Source organism: Streptomyces sp. NPDC001513, assembly GCF_042894695.1.
Taxonomy (GTDB): Bacteria; Actinomycetota; Actinomycetes; order Streptomycetales; family Streptomycetaceae; genus Streptomyces.
Window position 1 is genome coordinate 242,652 of the sequence record NZ_JBIAVU010000006.1, and the last position, 13,414, is coordinate 256,065.

Sequence of the window (13,414 nt, forward strand, 5' to 3'; positions counted from 1 at the left end):
ACAGGCTCGGCGGACTGTCGGTGGGGTGCGTCACCATGAACGCATGAACGAGACCGAGCAGTTGCTGGAGCAAGTCACGGACCGTGCGCACAACTCCGCGCACGGGCACGGAAGGCCCCTGCCCGCACCGCTGGGCAGCGGGGAGATCACCCGGGCCGAGGGGATACTCGGCTTCGCCCTGCCGCCACTGCTCACCGCGCTGTACACCCGCGTCGGCGACGGCGGATTCGGCCCCGAATGCGGGCTGCTGTCGCTGAGCGAGACCCTCCGGAGCTACGAGGCGCACCGGGCGTCCGGCTGGCGCTGGCCCGAGGGCGTGCTGCCCATAGCCGACTTCGGCTGCACCATGTACGCCTGCGTGGACTGCCGCTCCGAAACCGCCCAGGTACTGCTGTTCGACCCGAGCCTCGGGGAGCCGGACCTCGCCTGGTCCGTCGACACCCCGAGCCTGGCCGGCTGGCTTCGCGGCTGGCTCGACGGCACCGCCTGGTTCTGCGAGGAGTCCGGCCTGGGGGAGGAGTGCGACCTGGAGCTGGAGCCCTGGGCCGATTTCAGATCGCGGATCTGAGCCGGCTGCGCACCCCGTAGGCCAGCGCGCCGAGCGCCAGCACCGCCGCCCCCGCCACCGCCGAAGCGAAGGGCAGCGCGCACGCCAGCACCACACAGCCGGACAGCCCGACCGCTGCCACGGCCCGCCCCTTGACACCTGAATCGAGAGTCCACGCGGAGGCGTTCGCGATCGCGTAGTAGACGAGCACCCCGAAGGAGGAGAAACCGATCGCGCCCCGCAGATCGGCGGTGGCCGCGAGCACCGCCACGACCGCACCCACTGCAAGCTCGGCATGGTGCGGCACCTGATGCCGGGGATGTACGGCGGCCAGCGCGCGCGGGAGATGACCGTCCCGGGCCATCGCCAGCGCGGTCCGCGAAACCCCGAGCACGAGGGCCAGCAGCGAGCCCAGCGCGGCCAGGGCCGCGCCCACCCGGACGACAGGGGCCAGTTCGGGCCGGCCGGCCGCCCGGACCGCGTCGACGAGCGGGGCCGCCGACCGAGCCAGCCCGTCGGCACCGAGCACCGACAGCGCCGCCACCGCCACCGCGGCGTACACCAGCAGCGCGATCCCCAGCGCGAGCGGCACCGCCCGCGGGATCGTCCGTTCCGGGTCGCGCACCTCCTCGCCCAGGGTGGTGATCCGGGCGTAGCCCGCGAAGGCGAAGAACAGCAGACCGGCCCCCTGCAACAGCCCGGCGGCGCCCCAGTCCGAGCCGCTCAGCCGCCCCGCCCCGGCCGCACCGGAGGTCAGGCACACCACGACCACCCCGGCCAGCACCGCCAGCACCACCGCCACGATCAGCCGGGCGATCCGGGTGGACTTCTGCACACCTCCGTAGCTCGCGGCGGTCAGCGCCACCACCGCCGCGACGGCCACGGCATGCTGCCGCCCCGGCCACACGTACGCGCCCACCGTGAGAGCCATCGCCGCGCAGGACGCGGTCTTGCCGACCACGAACCCCCAGCCGGCCAGATGACCCCAGAAGGGCCCGAGCCGCTCGCGCCCGTAGACGTACGTGCCGCCCGAAGCCGGGTAGCGGGCGGCCAGCCGCGCCGAGGAATGCGCGTTGCAGTAGGCCACGAGGGCCGCCACGGCGAGCGCGGCGAGCAGCGCACCGCCCGCCGCCCGCGCCGCGGGGGCGAGGGCCGCGAAAATACCGGCGCCGACCATCGCGCCGAGCCCGACGACGACGGCGTCGGAGACGCCCAGAGTGCGCTTCAGCTGGTCCACGGGCGGAGGGTAACCCGGCTAGATGACGCCCTCCCGGCCGGGCAGCGGCGTCCGCATCCGCTCCCAGCCCTCCAGCGCGGTCAGACAGGCGTGGTCGAGGTGGCGCAGCCCGCTCAGGTCGAGCCGCACCGGCTGCCCGTGCGGCAACGCGTCCAGTGCGTCGAGCAGTTTGGGCAGCCGCAGGAAGCTGGCGTTCCCCACGATCCGCACGCACAGCGCCTCGTCCTCCCACACCTCCTCGATGTGTACGTGGGAGGTCTCCCAGGCCGCCTTGGCGACGGCCAGCCCCAGCCCGACGAGCACCCCCTCGAAGAGGTTGGTGACCACGATCGCGGAGGCCGTGGCCACCAGCACCACCGCCTCGCCCCGGTGCGTACGCCACAGCGCGGCCACCGCCTTCGCCGGCAGCAGCTTCCACCCCGCGTGCAGCAGCACCCCGGCCAGCGCGGCGAGCGGCACGATCTCCAGCACCTGCGGGAACGCCACGGCGAAGAGCAGCAGCCAGCCGCCGTGCATCACCCTGGCCGCCCGCGTGCGCGCGCCGGCCTCCACATTGGCGGCGCTGCGCACGATCACGGCGGTCATCGGCAGCGCCCCGAGCAGCCCGCACACGCTGTTGCCGACGCCCTGGGCGATGAGCTCCCGGTCGTACTCGGTCCTCGGCCCGTCGTGCATGCGGTCCACGGCGGCGGCGCTGAACAGCGTCTCGGCGGAAGCGATCAGCGCCAGCGCGATCACGGTCCCGGCCGCCCCGAAGGAAACCAGCACCTGGAAGTCGCCCCAGGCGGGCGGGGACACGGCCGCGAGCACTCCCGTCACCCGCACCTTCTCGACGGGCAGCCGCAGCAGGGCGGCCGCGGCGGTGGCGGCGGCCACCCCGACGAGCGCCCCGGGCACGAGCCGCAGCCGGGCGGGCATCCGGCGCCAGGCGACCATGGCGGCGATCGTCCCGACCCCGAGCAGTACGGCGGCCCAGTCGGCCTGCGCCCCGAGCTCGTGCACCCCGGCCAGCTTCGCCAGGGTGTGTCCCGGAGCCTCCACGCCGCCCAGGGCGTACAACTGCCCGGAGATCAGGACCAGCCCGATCCCCGCCAGCATCCCGTGGACGACGGCCACCGAGATCGCCCGGAACCACCGCCCGAGCCGCAGCACCCCCATGCCCAGCTGCACCACCCCTGCGGCCAGCACCAGCACCCCGAGCGCGGGCAGCCCGTGGGTCTGCACCGCCTCGTAGACGAGCACGGTGAGCCCGGCAGCGGGCCCGCTCACCTGGAGCGAGCTCCCGCGGAACCACCCCGTGACCAGGCCGCCGATCACACCGGTGACGATCCCCAGCTCGGCCGGCACCCCGGAGGCGACCGCCACCCCCACGCACAGCGGCAACGCGACCAGCGCGACGACGACGGACGCCCCGAAGTCTTCGCGAAACGTGCCGGCCCCAGACATGCGAGAACCCCCTGCCGCGAGGTGATGAGATGCCCTCACCCTGGTGGGCGCACCCACCGCCGCCCAAGTACCCACAGAAGCCCACGGTGGCGCGTGCGCCGCACACGCCCCGCACACACCTCCGCACCCCCGCACACGCCGCGGCCCGGCGGTCGGTGAGGACCGCCGGGCCGGCGTGGTGGCAGGTCTCGGACCTGGGTCAGCGGTAGTTCACGAACTGGATCGCGAAGTCCAGGTCCTTGCCCTTGAGCAGCGCCTGGACCTCCTGCAGGTCGTCACGGCTCTTGGAGCTGACGCGCAGCTCCTCGCCCTGGACCTGGGCCTTGACGCCCTTGGGACCCTCGTCCCGGATGATCTTCGCGACCTTCTTGGCGTTCTCCTGGGAGATGCCTTCCTCGATCGTGGCGAAGATCTTGTACTCCTTGCCGGACAGCTGGGGCTCGCCGGCGTCCAGCGCCTTGAGCGAGATCCCGCGCTTGACCAGCTTGGTCTCGAAGACGTCGAGGACGGCCTTCACGCGCTCCTCGGAGTTCGCCTCCATCAGGATCTTCTCGCCGGACCAGGCGATCGTGGCGCCGGTGCCCTTGAAGTCGTAGCGCTGCGAGAGCTCCTTGGCGGCCTGGTTGAGGGCGTTGTCGACCTCCTGCCGCTCGACCTTCGAGACGATGTCGAAACTGGAGTCGGCCATGTGCTGTGGCTCCTTGAAATCGGTGTGATCACCCCGGAGGGCGAGGCCGGACGTCCCCGGCCCGCTCGGCAAAGCCTAGCCACCGCACCCACCCGCATCGCTGATCAATCCGGTGGCGAAGCACCCCCGGTCATCAGGTATCGTTTACGTCGTTGCCAGGGAGCGCCGCCGCGAGGCGGAAAAAATGGCAGCGTCTCTTGGCGGTGTGCCCGAGTGGCCAAAGGGAGCAGACTGTAAATCTGCCGGCTCAGCCTACCCAGGTTCGAACCCTGGCGCCGCCACGCGAGTGGAACCCCCGTTCATCTGCGGAAACGCAGTGAGCGGGGGTTCTTTCGTTTTCGAACACGGACAGTCGACTGTCTCGCTCTGCCTCGTTGACGCACGCTCTCTACCAGCCTCTGTGGACGGAGCGTGGACGGGAATCCGGGATCTGACCTGCGGTTTGGCCGTGGTCGCTACCGGCGGTCCAAACGCGCGGAGATCTTGGCATTCGCTGCCTCCTCCCCGTCCTTCAGGAATTTCGCGTACACGCGGAAGAGCACCGCCAGACTGTGGCCGGCCCGCTCGGCGACGATCTGCGGCTCCACCCCCGCACTCAGCCAGGTTGACACCGCCGTGTGGCGAAGGTCATAGGGCCGTTTCGCCAGCTTGGAGGCCTGATCCTGCGGGCTGAGAACCTTGGCCCTGGCCTCCGCCCACACCTCCCCGTACCCGCTCTCCTGCACCATGCCGCCGCGGGCCGTTCGGAAGAGCCGCCCGTCCGCCGCGACGCCGTGGACCGTGATGTGCCACCGCAGCAGTGACACGAGCTGCGGCGGGATCGGGACCTGCCGTACGGCGCTGCGCGGCCGGTGCTTGAGCCCCTTCCGATCGTGGGCCTCGCCGGAGTCCGTCCAGGACCGGCCGGCGCGCGGTCGGCTTTCCCGCAGCCACACCGTCCCCCAACCTCGCCGGGGCAGTTGGAAGTCCGTGGCCCGCAACCCGACCGTCTCTCCTGGGCGTGCGGCGGAGTAGAGGATGCAGGCGAAGAAGGCCTCCAGGTGTCTCCCCCGCGCCCCCTGCGATCGAACCCCGGCCAGCAGCTGCCCGGCGAGCTCTGGACCGGGCACGCACGCGCGGTCCAGTTCTTCTTCGACCTTCTCGGGAGCCGACCACTGGAGGGAATGGAGAGGGTTCTCCGCGAGCAGATCCGCGTCCACGGCGTACCCGAGCGCCTGGTGAAAGATGGCCCGCTTCCGGGTGATGACGGAACCTGCGGACGTCTTTCCGTCCAGCCTCTTGGTACAGGCGTTCAAGGCCTTCCGCGCGAGCATCCGCTCTGAAAGGGCCGACACCGGAACTGACTTCCGCTCGAACCATGCCAGCACCGCCTTCACTTCGTCCGGCTGCTCCTTGTCCCACTGGTGCACGTTGAACGCCCAGCTGTAGAGCACCCGCCGGGCTAGGGCCGGTTCGGCCATGCCCTTGGTGTCCTTCACCAGGGCCATGGTCACCGTTGCCATGGCCTCGGCCAGTGTCTTTCGCGTGCTGGCGGGGGAGTGGTCCCACTTCAGCTCGATGTAGTTCCGAGCGTGCTGGTACCAGGGGATGTCCTTCTCCCGCTGGATCAGCGACCGCGGGAGTCCACTGTCGACGTCGAAGGGCTCCCCGGCCCGCGCGGCGGTGATGAGCTGCGCGCGCCGGCTATCAGCGAGCCCTTGCGTCAGAAACGACTCGGCGTGGGGCTGGATCCCCACCTGCCAACGGAGTTGGTAGGGCTTCCGGTAGGGCCGCTTGCGGATGGCCCACATCTTGACCGTGTAGCTCCACTCGGTCACGCAGCCTCCAGCTCGTTGTTGAAGGCGTCCAGCGCGCTGCGTCGAACCCTGATGTGGCCGTTGGGCAGCCGATGCGCCTTAGGGCCGTACCCGCGGTTCCGCCACCGGTACCAAGTGGCCCGGGTGATGTCGAGTTCCTCAAGCACCTCTGTGAGAGGCAGCCATTCGTCTACCGGCGTGCGCCGGCGTCGGGAGGTAGCCAAGGCTCTGTCTCCTTTGGAAGCCTGTGGGTGGGGCGAGCCGTGCCCGGTTTCTTCGCCCTGGGGATCCGCAACAGCCGCCACGCCGCAACAGTGCTGGTCAGCGACGTAGATCTGTGGCGGATCGGGATTCTGTGGCGGATCGGTGCCGCCACACGCGGGGTGTGGCGGCATCGGGTGGTCGCGGGGGCTATCCGGCGACGGGGAAGAGCGGTGTGGCGGTTTCCGCGTGCGTGTGGCGGATGCCGGGGAGGGCTTCCGCCACAGATTCACCCCCGCTGACCTGCGGTGTGGCGGCTGTGGCGGCTGTTGCGGACTTCTGGGGGTGAGGGGGGCAGTAGCGGGCCCAGGCGTCGGCGAGGTCTTCGGAGTAGTAGCCCTTGGGGGTGGCGGAGCCGACGCGGATCCCGCGGGGCTTGATGGGCTTGTTGGCCGCGGTGACGTACTGGCCGAGCATCTGCGACAGGACGCGTGAAGTGATCGGCTTGCCGTCCATGTCGGCCCAGGGGGCGTCGTCCATGCGCAGGAGGCATTCAAGGATGGCCGCGGTCGGCATCCGCTCCTCGCCGCGGAAAACGTGGTCACGCAGGTCGGTCAGCAGGCGGATACCGAGGGAGGAGGCGTCGTTCTCCTTGGCAGCGGTGACCAGCTCCAGGCAGGCATCGCGGGCCCGCTCGGGCCAGTCACCGCCCGCGGCCTCGGCGACGGAGAGAAGGGGTTCCCACACGTCCGCCGGCCGGTCCGTGACCCCGTCGGGCATGGCGGGCCAGGACCCGGTGACCTGCTCCCGGATCGAGTTGGCCCAGGTGGCGAGTCGTTCGCGCAGGGCGTGTCCCTGCTTCTTGTGGATGCGCTCCCGCCAGGGCTCGCACTTCTCGTTGGGGGCCTTCTTGCGCATCCGGACGATGACGGAGCGGTCGAAGACGGTGTCGGGCAGGGAGCCGAGCCCGGCGAGGGCGACGGCGCAGTAGGCGGGGAAGCCCTCCACGCTCTGGTTGGCGCCGTCCCCGACGCACCGGTACATCTTCCGGCCCCGGGTGTGACCGGCATTGAGGAACTTGCGCAGGTTCTCATCACCCGCGGCCTTGGGGCCGAAGATCGTGTCAATCTCGTCGAAGAGGATCGTGGGCCGTTCCCCCTCGACTCCGGCGACGGACCGGAACAGCGCAGACTGCGAGGCGTCCACCGCAGGCATGGAGTTGGGCACCAGGGTCTCGATCACGTCCAGGGCACGGCTCTTGCCGGACCCGGGCTCCGGGGAGAGGAACGCGATCCTGGGGGTGGCGTCGAAGGCGTCGAGCAGGTGCGCGTGCGCGTCCCACAGCGTCACCGCGACGTAGGCGGCCTCCCTGGGGAAGATGTTGAACCGGCGGTGGAAGGCCTCCACCTCGTCGAGCAGGGCGGCGCCGTCGATGGGCTCGGGCATGCGTGTTTCCCTCCGGGCGGGAACGGACGGGGTGCTGGACATGTCGGCCGGGTGCAGGTCAGAGCCAGAAAGGACGCCTTCGGCGACGCCCTCCGGGGCGCCCACCACCGGCTGTGGCGACGGCTGCTCGGCGTCCTCGGCGGCTCGGTGGTTGAGAGGGCTCTTAGAGGCAGCGGGGAGGTGTGCGTTCATGCCGCGCTCCGGCCGCCGGCGGGGTTGTTGGCGATCGACCAGTCCAAGCCCCGGGCGATGACGTCGTCGTAGTAGCGCTCCGACTCGGTGGCGTTGCCCGCCACCGCGCTACTAAGAGCCCGCTCAACCTCCACGCGGGTCAGGTCGCCCGACGCGACGAACCGACCCAGAGCCCTCGCGGCCCTGAGAAGCGTGTCGTTGCGGGTCCCGTCTCCGGCATGGGCGACGTTCCGTACTTCGTTGTCCAGGGCTGCTGTCGCGTACCGGGACCCCTTCACTGTCAGGGGCGCCGGTACGTCCCTGACCGGCTTGGGCCGGGCCGTCAGCGCGTCGATGAGCCATCCGGGCAGTGGGATGGGGCTGATGCTGTCCACCACCGTGTAGGCGCCGTCCGGGGTGCTGCTGCCGGGGGCGACGACGTACCCGCCCCAGCCCCGGGTGTCGATGTGCTTCCCGAGACGTCCAGCGGTGTTGCCGAGCCGGACCCCGGCGGGTTGGGTGAAGTACAGGTGCTGCCCGCCGCGCGCGGTCCGGACCCGGTAGGTGGTGGGGACGGCGTGTCCGGCGCGCTCACAGAGCGCCTCAAAGGTGGTCACGCCGTCAGGCGTTCCTTCTTCGTCTGTCGCCTTGAGCATGTCGAGGTCGACGACGAGCAGCCCGGAGGGGCCAGTCGCGATCCCGATGTTGTATGAAGCGTGAGTCCACGCGGCCGCGAGCAGGTCCGGGTCCGTGGTTGCGCGCTGTTCCGGGGTGCGGTGGCCGTTCGCGCACCGGCCGGTGTGGGGGCAGCGGGCCTGGGCGTGGCCGGCGGGCCGCTTGTCATGGGGGCGGAGCGGGAAGACGTGCCAACCACGCTCGGCCGCCGCGACAGCATGGGCGAGCAGGTCCAGGCCCGGAAGGTTGATGCTGGGCAGGTCGTCGTTGTGGTCTCGTCGGATGTCGGTGGTGTGGGTCATGCTGGATTCCTCCAGTTCGAGCTGGAAGAGGGCGGCCCAGGCTTTGGCGAGACGGGGCCGCCCTCGTCGTGTCAGTGGCGGGTGTGATCCGTGGCGACGTCGGTCAGGCGCTTGGCCTCGTCGGGGGTGACGTGGCGGTAGCGGACGCTGACGGCGCAGCCGGAGTAGGGGCAGCGGACCGTGCGGGTGCCGCGGAGCACGGCGAGGGCGTCGGAGATCCGTTCCGACAAGAGGTTCCGGTTCATGGGCGGGCCTTTCAGCGCTGGTGGATGCTGCCGGTGGCGCGGCCGAACATTCCGGACGCGGTGATGTTCTGGGTGACGTGCTGCACCGGCGTGGTGCCCCGGCCTGGTCCGCGTCCGGCGCGGAGGAGGAGCGGGGTGAGGGCGCCGGCGGCGATGAGGGCGACGGCGGCCCACAGGGCTTCGGCCATGGCGAGGACTCCGGGGGCGGCGTAGGAGATTCCGAACCCGGCCGCGGCGATCCCGCCGCCAACGGTCGGGGCGAGGAGCGCGGTGGTCTTGGCCCACGTCGGGATCGGTTGCACGGCCGCGACGGGTGCGGGTGCGGGGGAGGCGGGCTGGGGGTGGGTGTAGGCGAGGGTGCGGTAGCCGCCGGGGAGGGTGACCATCTCGACGCCGGGTGGGAGTGCGGCGGGCCATACCTGCGGGTCCTGGATCGCGGTGGGGTGGTAGAGCGGGTCGCCGTAGCGGGCGGGCGGGGTGGTGCTCGTGCGGGTGGGCTCATAGGGCACAGCGGTCTCCTTCACGGAGGCTGGTCAGAGGCCGGATATGGAGCCGACGAGGGCGGCCACGAAGGTGTGGATGGCGTCGGAGGCTCCGGTGTCGGCGAGGAAGAACCCGAACCCGGCAGCGACGGCGGCGGTGCCGGGGCCGAGGTGTCGGGTGCGGAGCAGGATCGCGAGGACGACGCCGAACAGGACGACGAGCGAGAGCGTGACGGCCACGGGGGTCCCCGTTTCAGGGCGGGCCGGCGGCGCCGGTAGCGGTGCCGCCGGCGGGCGGATGGTGGCTGTACGTGAGCGGGTTACTGCCTACCGCCTACTGCCTAGTGGCTACTGCCTACTGCCCAACCCGCTGATGAGAGTGGGTGTGTGGGCGGTAGGTGGGCAGTAGGAGGGTCTTCTACTGCCCACCGGGGGTGGGCGGTAGGCAGTAGGCGGTAGCGGTGTGTGAGGGCGTTTCAGGCGTGGTCGGGGTGGACGTAGACGGAGTGCGGGCCCCTGTCGCGGTAGACGAGTTCGCCGCGTTCGGCGGCGGCCTTGAGGGCCTTGCGGACGGACTCGCGGCCCCGGCTGACCGCGTCCGCGATGGCGGCGGGCTTCATGCCGTCGGACCCGGCCGCGTAGAGGGCGGTCATCGCGGCGGGCAGCCAGTCCGGCCCGCTTCCGTCATCGTTGCGGTGAGCGGAGAGGTCCAGCCCCTCCCGCGCGGGCTTCTCCTCTGCCGTCTCGGTGCCGGGTTCGGGAGTGGTGGCGAACTGGGCGTCGATCTGCCGCCGGAACTCCGCAGCCAGCACGTCCTCATCGGCGGCCGGCGTGTTGTTGCGGTGGGCGGAGAGATTCAGGCCCCCACCCGCCGCGGCCGTCCCGGCCGACGTGGGTGCCGGGGCCTGGGCGGGGTCGGTGTAATGGTGTTCGGTGATCCAGGCGGTGCGGGCGGAGTCCCAGCGGCGGGCGTAGTCGGGACCTGCGGCCTTCGCCGAGATGTCGTCGAGGTAGGGGTGCCGCCCTGAGGTGGCGTGGACCACGTCGCGGATCTGGTGGGGCTTGATCCGCCAGGCCTTGAACAGGGCAGGCGGGGACTCGGGACTGCCGAGGAACCCGGATCCCTTGTAGGGGGCCTGCTCGACGCGCAGGCCGCGGGTGCCGGGGAACAGTTTGGCCAGGTCCATGCCTTCCTTCTCGCCGCCGGTCAGGGCCACGCGGACCTTCGCCTCGCGGCGGATCATCAGGTTGCCGAGGACGGAGCCGGTGGCGCCGAGGGCGGTCAGGACGGTTCGCAGGCCCATCGCGCGGGAGATCCGGATGACCTCCAGGATCTTCGCGGCCAGTTCCTTCATGGTCTTGTCGCCGCTGGCGAGGATCTCCGCACCCTCGTCCACGACGATCATGATTTGCGGGATGTCGCGGCTGATGGGGAGCAGGTCGGTGTTCGCGTCGGCCATGAGCTGCTGGTAGGCGACTTTCCGTCGGTGCGCGACCGCGATGGCGGCATCCAGCATGCGGTGGGCCTCGGCGGGTGTGGAGGCGAGCCAGTCGATCCCGGGCCGCACCACCGTGCCGGTGCTGTTGTCCATGGCGGGCCGTACCCAGGGCAGGCCGGCGGATCCGGCGTTGAGGTCGATCACCCACGACAGGACGTCCGTGGCGAGGGCGAACACGGCCAGCACGGTGTGGACCCAGTTCGTCTTCCCCGATCCTGTCGGCCCGGCCGCGAGCGCGCACTGCTCACGCAGGTAGACGTTGACGGGGGTGCCGTCGGTCCGTACGCCCCACGGCAGGCCGGTGTGGATGGACAGCGGCCCGTAGTCGGTGGGGAAGGAGATGTCCTCGGCCAGGACGTTCACGGTGGTGACGTCGATCAGCACGCGACCCTGGTCGATCCCGGGGGAGGCGGCGGCGGTGCAGCCGTGCGGCAGCCGGGCATCCGCGGACAGGCGGCTGTTCTCGCGGGCGATGCGGTCGTAGGTCGTGCCGCCCGGGGGGAGTTCGGCGTCGATCGTGAACCCGGTGTTCGTGGGCCAGATCTCCACCGCCAGCACCCGCACCGTGATCCCGCAGACGCGCTGGATGCGGTCCACCCACTCCGCGGCGATCGCCCGACGCCCCGCCGAGAGCTCGCGGGCGACCTGCCGTTCGGCCGCGGCGATGGCCTCCAGCTCGCGGGCCTCTTCGTAGAGGCCGACGGAGCGGGCGGCGGCGCCCATGCCGACGCCGATGACGGCGAGGGAGCCCAGCGCGGTCCAGGTGAGGGGGTTGGTGGCGAGGGCCCAGGTGGTCCAGCCGGAGCCGAGGAGCCAGGACGCGGCCCGCGCGCTGATGGTGCGCGCGGCGAGCTTCTGGCGCAGGCCGGTGGCGGTGTGGCCGATCGCACCGACTGTGCCGATCGCGAGGGCCCAGGTGGGGGGCATGTGGGCGAGGGTGCCGACGGTGGCGACGGCGTAGGCGCCGGTGGTGGCGGAGAGGGCGCCGGTGATGGGGCCGTGGCCGGCGGCCCAGTCCAGGGCGAGCCCGTTGTGGGTGACGGTCTTGGTGGCGGTCATCAGACGTTCCAGCCCTTCTCGGCCTCGTGGCCGTTGCGGGGGTCCTCGTGGCGGGCGATGTCCGCCTCGTGGGCCTGGCGGAAGGTGGGGCCCAGCTCCTCGGAGAAGTCCACGGAGTTGGCGAACACCCCGTAGAGGTCGGAGAGCATGTCGGCGACGACCTTCTCCAGCGGGAACTCGCTGTCGGAGCGCTCGGCGAGGATCTTCAGGATGTTCGCGATGGCCTGCAGGGCCTCGGGGAGCCCTTCGAGCATGGCGAGGATCTCCATGCAGTTCTCCGGCTCGTAGGACTTGGCGGCCTGCTCCATCTCGGCCGCCAGCTCCTCGAACCTGAACCCGGAAACGTTGCTCACGACTGCTCCTTCGGGGGTGGGCGGTACGGGAACGTGCGTGGTGGGACGGGCGACCTGGTCCCCGACCTCGTCGGTGTCCTGCTCCTCGGCGTCGACCTGGGCCTCGGCGGATTCCTCGTCGGCGTCGAGCTGGGCGCGAATCTCGGCATCGCGGGTCTCGCGCTCAGCCCGGGCCCGCCCGACGAGGAACCCGTAGAGGCGGCGGCCGGGATTCATCAGCCACGCCCAGCCGAGCTTTCGCCCGAGGGAGGTGGTGATGAGCCCGGCCAGTCCGGCGGCGCCGCCGAGGACGGCGGCGAGGGCCCGGCGGGCGTGGAAGCGGGCCGCCGAGCGGAGCAGGGCCTTGCGGGCCGCCTTCTGCGCGGGCGCTTTGGCGGCGGCCAATCGTGCGCGGAGGGCGCCCTGCTGAACCTGCTCGCGGTTCCTGCCCACCGTCCGGCCGGTGCTGCTGTCTCGCGCGGCGCGGGCGGCGGCGACGGCCTTGTCGCGGACGGCGGCGGCCTTGCCCAGGCCCTTCGCGAGGGTCCGGGCTGCGGCACCCCGCGGCTTGCCCTTCACACCACCGGCGCCGCTGCGGCCGGTGCGTTCGGCGGCGTTGGCGGCGCGGCGGGTGTCGGCGACCTGACGCCGGGCCTGGGCGGTGGCCGTGCGGGCGGCGGCCCGGGTCGGGGACTGCGTGCGGGCTTGGGATCGGAGGGCCTGCACCTGTCCGGCCCGGCCACCGGCCAGACCGGCAGCCGCGCGGGCGGCCCGCTGGCGGGCCGAGGACGAACGCGTCTTCCCTGCCGTCGAACCGGCGCGGCCACCGGCGGATGCCGCGGCACCGTGCCGGGCCTGCCCACCGGACGTCTTCCGGGATCCGGCCCCTGCTCGGGTGCCCCCGGTGGTCTTGCCGGTGCGGGGCTGCGAAGGGATCCGGCCCAAGAGACCACGGCCCCCCGATCCGCCCGAGGTTCGGGCGGAGGACGGGACCGGCTTCCCGGCCGGAGTCTTGCGGGCCTCGGAGCGGCGGTGAGCGGCGGCGGTGCCCAGGACGGCGGCACCGGTCATCGCCACCGCCAGCGCGGCCGGACCGCCGGCCAGTGCTGCGGTGGCCAGGAGTCCGGCGGTCGCGTTCGTCCCCGACAGGGACAGCGGGACCACCGGAAAGCCCCCGGCGATGTGATCGACGGTCTTGCCCGGAGCAGTCGTGCTCGTGTCCGGGGTCGCCGGGGTGGGGGTGGACTCTTCGGGCGGGGCCTGCGGTTCGGTGAGGATCTCGGTCATG

13 protein-coding genes and 1 tRNA gene are annotated in these 13,414 nt (G+C 71.8%); 2 read left to right on the forward strand and 12 right to left on the reverse strand.

Going from position 1 to position 13,414, the window contains the following annotated elements; translation table 11 throughout:
• Positions 1-43 precede the first annotated feature (43 nt).
• Positions 44-568 carry an SMI1/KNR4 family protein gene (locus ACFYZ4_RS15725; protein WP_351290604.1) on the forward strand — a complete coding sequence of 175 codons (525 nt, stop codon included), beginning with the start codon at positions 44-46 and terminating at the stop codon, positions 566-568.
• Here the strand turns inward: ACFYZ4_RS15725 and ACFYZ4_RS15730 are convergent.
• From ACFYZ4_RS15730 to ACFYZ4_RS15740, 3 genes are all read right to left on the reverse strand, one after another.
• Positions 552-1,784, reverse strand: a complete 1,233-nt coding sequence (locus tag ACFYZ4_RS15730; protein ID WP_390784139.1) for an APC family permease — start codon at positions 1,782-1,784, stop codon at positions 552-554. The two genes, ACFYZ4_RS15725 and ACFYZ4_RS15730, sit on opposite strands and share 17 nt — an antisense overlap.
• A gap of 18 nt (positions 1,785-1,802) precedes the next feature.
• On the reverse strand, positions 1,803-3,230 hold the full coding sequence (locus ACFYZ4_RS15735; protein WP_390784140.1) for a SulP family inorganic anion transporter: 1,428 nt from the start codon (positions 3,228-3,230) through the stop codon (positions 1,803-1,805).
• A gap of 199 nt (positions 3,231-3,429) precedes the next feature.
• Positions 3,430-3,918: a YajQ family cyclic di-GMP-binding protein gene (locus tag ACFYZ4_RS15740; RefSeq protein ID WP_030009008.1), complete on the reverse strand. Its 489-nt coding sequence runs from the start codon at positions 3,916-3,918 to the stop codon at positions 3,430-3,432.
• 199 nt (positions 3,919-4,117) lie between these two features.
• Here ACFYZ4_RS15740 and ACFYZ4_RS15745 point away from each other — a divergent pair.
• A tRNA-Tyr gene (locus ACFYZ4_RS15745) sits at positions 4,118-4,199 on the forward strand.
• A gap of 174 nt (positions 4,200-4,373) precedes the next feature.
• Here ACFYZ4_RS15745 and ACFYZ4_RS15750 read toward each other — a convergent pair.
• The 9 genes from ACFYZ4_RS15750 to ACFYZ4_RS15790 all read right to left on the reverse strand — a co-directional run bounded on the left by ACFYZ4_RS15750 (position 4,374) and on the right by ACFYZ4_RS15790 (position 13,413).
• On the reverse strand, positions 4,374-5,708 hold the full coding sequence (locus ACFYZ4_RS15750) for a tyrosine-type recombinase/integrase (RefSeq protein ID WP_390784141.1): 1,335 nt from the start codon (positions 5,706-5,708) through the stop codon (positions 4,374-4,376).
• Between the two features lie 23 nt (positions 5,709-5,731).
• Positions 5,732-6,109: a helix-turn-helix transcriptional regulator gene (locus tag ACFYZ4_RS15755; RefSeq protein WP_390784142.1), complete on the reverse strand. Its 378-nt coding sequence runs from the start codon at positions 6,107-6,109 to the stop codon at positions 5,732-5,734.
• A 16-nt stretch (positions 6,110-6,125) separates the two neighbouring features.
• On the reverse strand, positions 6,126-7,361 hold the full coding sequence (locus ACFYZ4_RS15760; RefSeq protein WP_390784143.1) for a DUF3631 domain-containing protein: 1,236 nt from the start codon (positions 7,359-7,361) through the stop codon (positions 6,126-6,128).
• Between the two features lie 188 nt (positions 7,362-7,549).
• Entirely contained in the window at positions 7,550-8,509 is a 960-nt protein-coding gene (locus tag ACFYZ4_RS15765; protein WP_390784144.1) for a bifunctional DNA primase/polymerase, read from the reverse strand.
• Between the two features lie 71 nt (positions 8,510-8,580).
• Complete coding sequence (locus ACFYZ4_RS15770; RefSeq protein WP_390784145.1) at positions 8,581-8,754, reverse strand: hypothetical protein; 174 nt, start codon at positions 8,752-8,754, stop codon at positions 8,581-8,583.
• A gap of 11 nt (positions 8,755-8,765) precedes the next feature.
• On the reverse strand, positions 8,766-9,263 hold the full coding sequence (locus ACFYZ4_RS15775) for a hypothetical protein (RefSeq protein WP_390784146.1): 498 nt from the start codon (positions 9,261-9,263) through the stop codon (positions 8,766-8,768).
• A gap of 24 nt (positions 9,264-9,287) precedes the next feature.
• Positions 9,288-9,476, reverse strand: a complete 189-nt coding sequence (locus ACFYZ4_RS15780; protein WP_390784147.1) for a hypothetical protein — start codon at positions 9,474-9,476, stop codon at positions 9,288-9,290.
• 236 nt (positions 9,477-9,712) lie between these two features.
• A complete protein-coding gene (locus tag ACFYZ4_RS15785; protein ID WP_390784148.1) occupies positions 9,713-11,794 on the reverse strand; it encodes a hypothetical protein in 2,082 nt (693 codons plus the stop codon).
• Positions 11,794-13,413: a hypothetical protein gene (locus ACFYZ4_RS15790; protein WP_390784149.1), complete on the reverse strand. Its 1,620-nt coding sequence runs from the start codon at positions 13,411-13,413 to the stop codon at positions 11,794-11,796. The genes ACFYZ4_RS15785 and ACFYZ4_RS15790 overlap by 1 nt, the downstream gene beginning before the upstream one ends.
• Position 13,414: the final 1 nt, after the last annotated feature.

Coding starts and splice junctions, on each gene's coding strand:
- ACFYZ4_RS15725 (WP_351290604.1), top strand. CDS start 44: ATGAACGAGACCGAGCAGTTGCTGGAGCAAGTCACGGACCGTGCGCAC.
- ACFYZ4_RS15735 (WP_390784140.1), bottom strand. CDS start 3,230: ATGTCTGGGGCCGGCACGTTTCGCGAAGACTTCGGGGCGTCCGTCGTC.
- ACFYZ4_RS15740 (WP_030009008.1), bottom strand. CDS start 3,918: ATGGCCGACTCCAGTTTCGACATCGTCTCGAAGGTCGAGCGGCAGGAG.
- ACFYZ4_RS15750 (WP_390784141.1), bottom strand. CDS start 5,708: ATGTGGGCCATCCGCAAGCGGCCCTACCGGAAGCCCTACCAACTCCGT.
- ACFYZ4_RS15755 (WP_390784142.1), bottom strand. CDS start 6,109: ATGCCGCCACACCCCGCGTGTGGCGGCACCGATCCGCCACAGAATCCC.
- ACFYZ4_RS15760 (WP_390784143.1), bottom strand. CDS start 7,361: ATGCCCGAGCCCATCGACGGCGCCGCCCTGCTCGACGAGGTGGAGGCC.
- ACFYZ4_RS15765 (WP_390784144.1), bottom strand. CDS start 8,509: ATGACCCACACCACCGACATCCGACGAGACCACAACGACGACCTGCCC.
- ACFYZ4_RS15770 (WP_390784145.1), bottom strand. CDS start 8,754: ATGAACCGGAACCTCTTGTCGGAACGGATCTCCGACGCCCTCGCCGTG.
- ACFYZ4_RS15785 (WP_390784148.1), bottom strand. CDS start 11,794: ATGACCGCCACCAAGACCGTCACCCACAACGGGCTCGCCCTGGACTGG.
- ACFYZ4_RS15790 (WP_390784149.1), bottom strand. CDS start 13,413: ATGACCGAGATCCTCACCGAACCGCAGGCCCCGCCCGAAGAGTCCACC.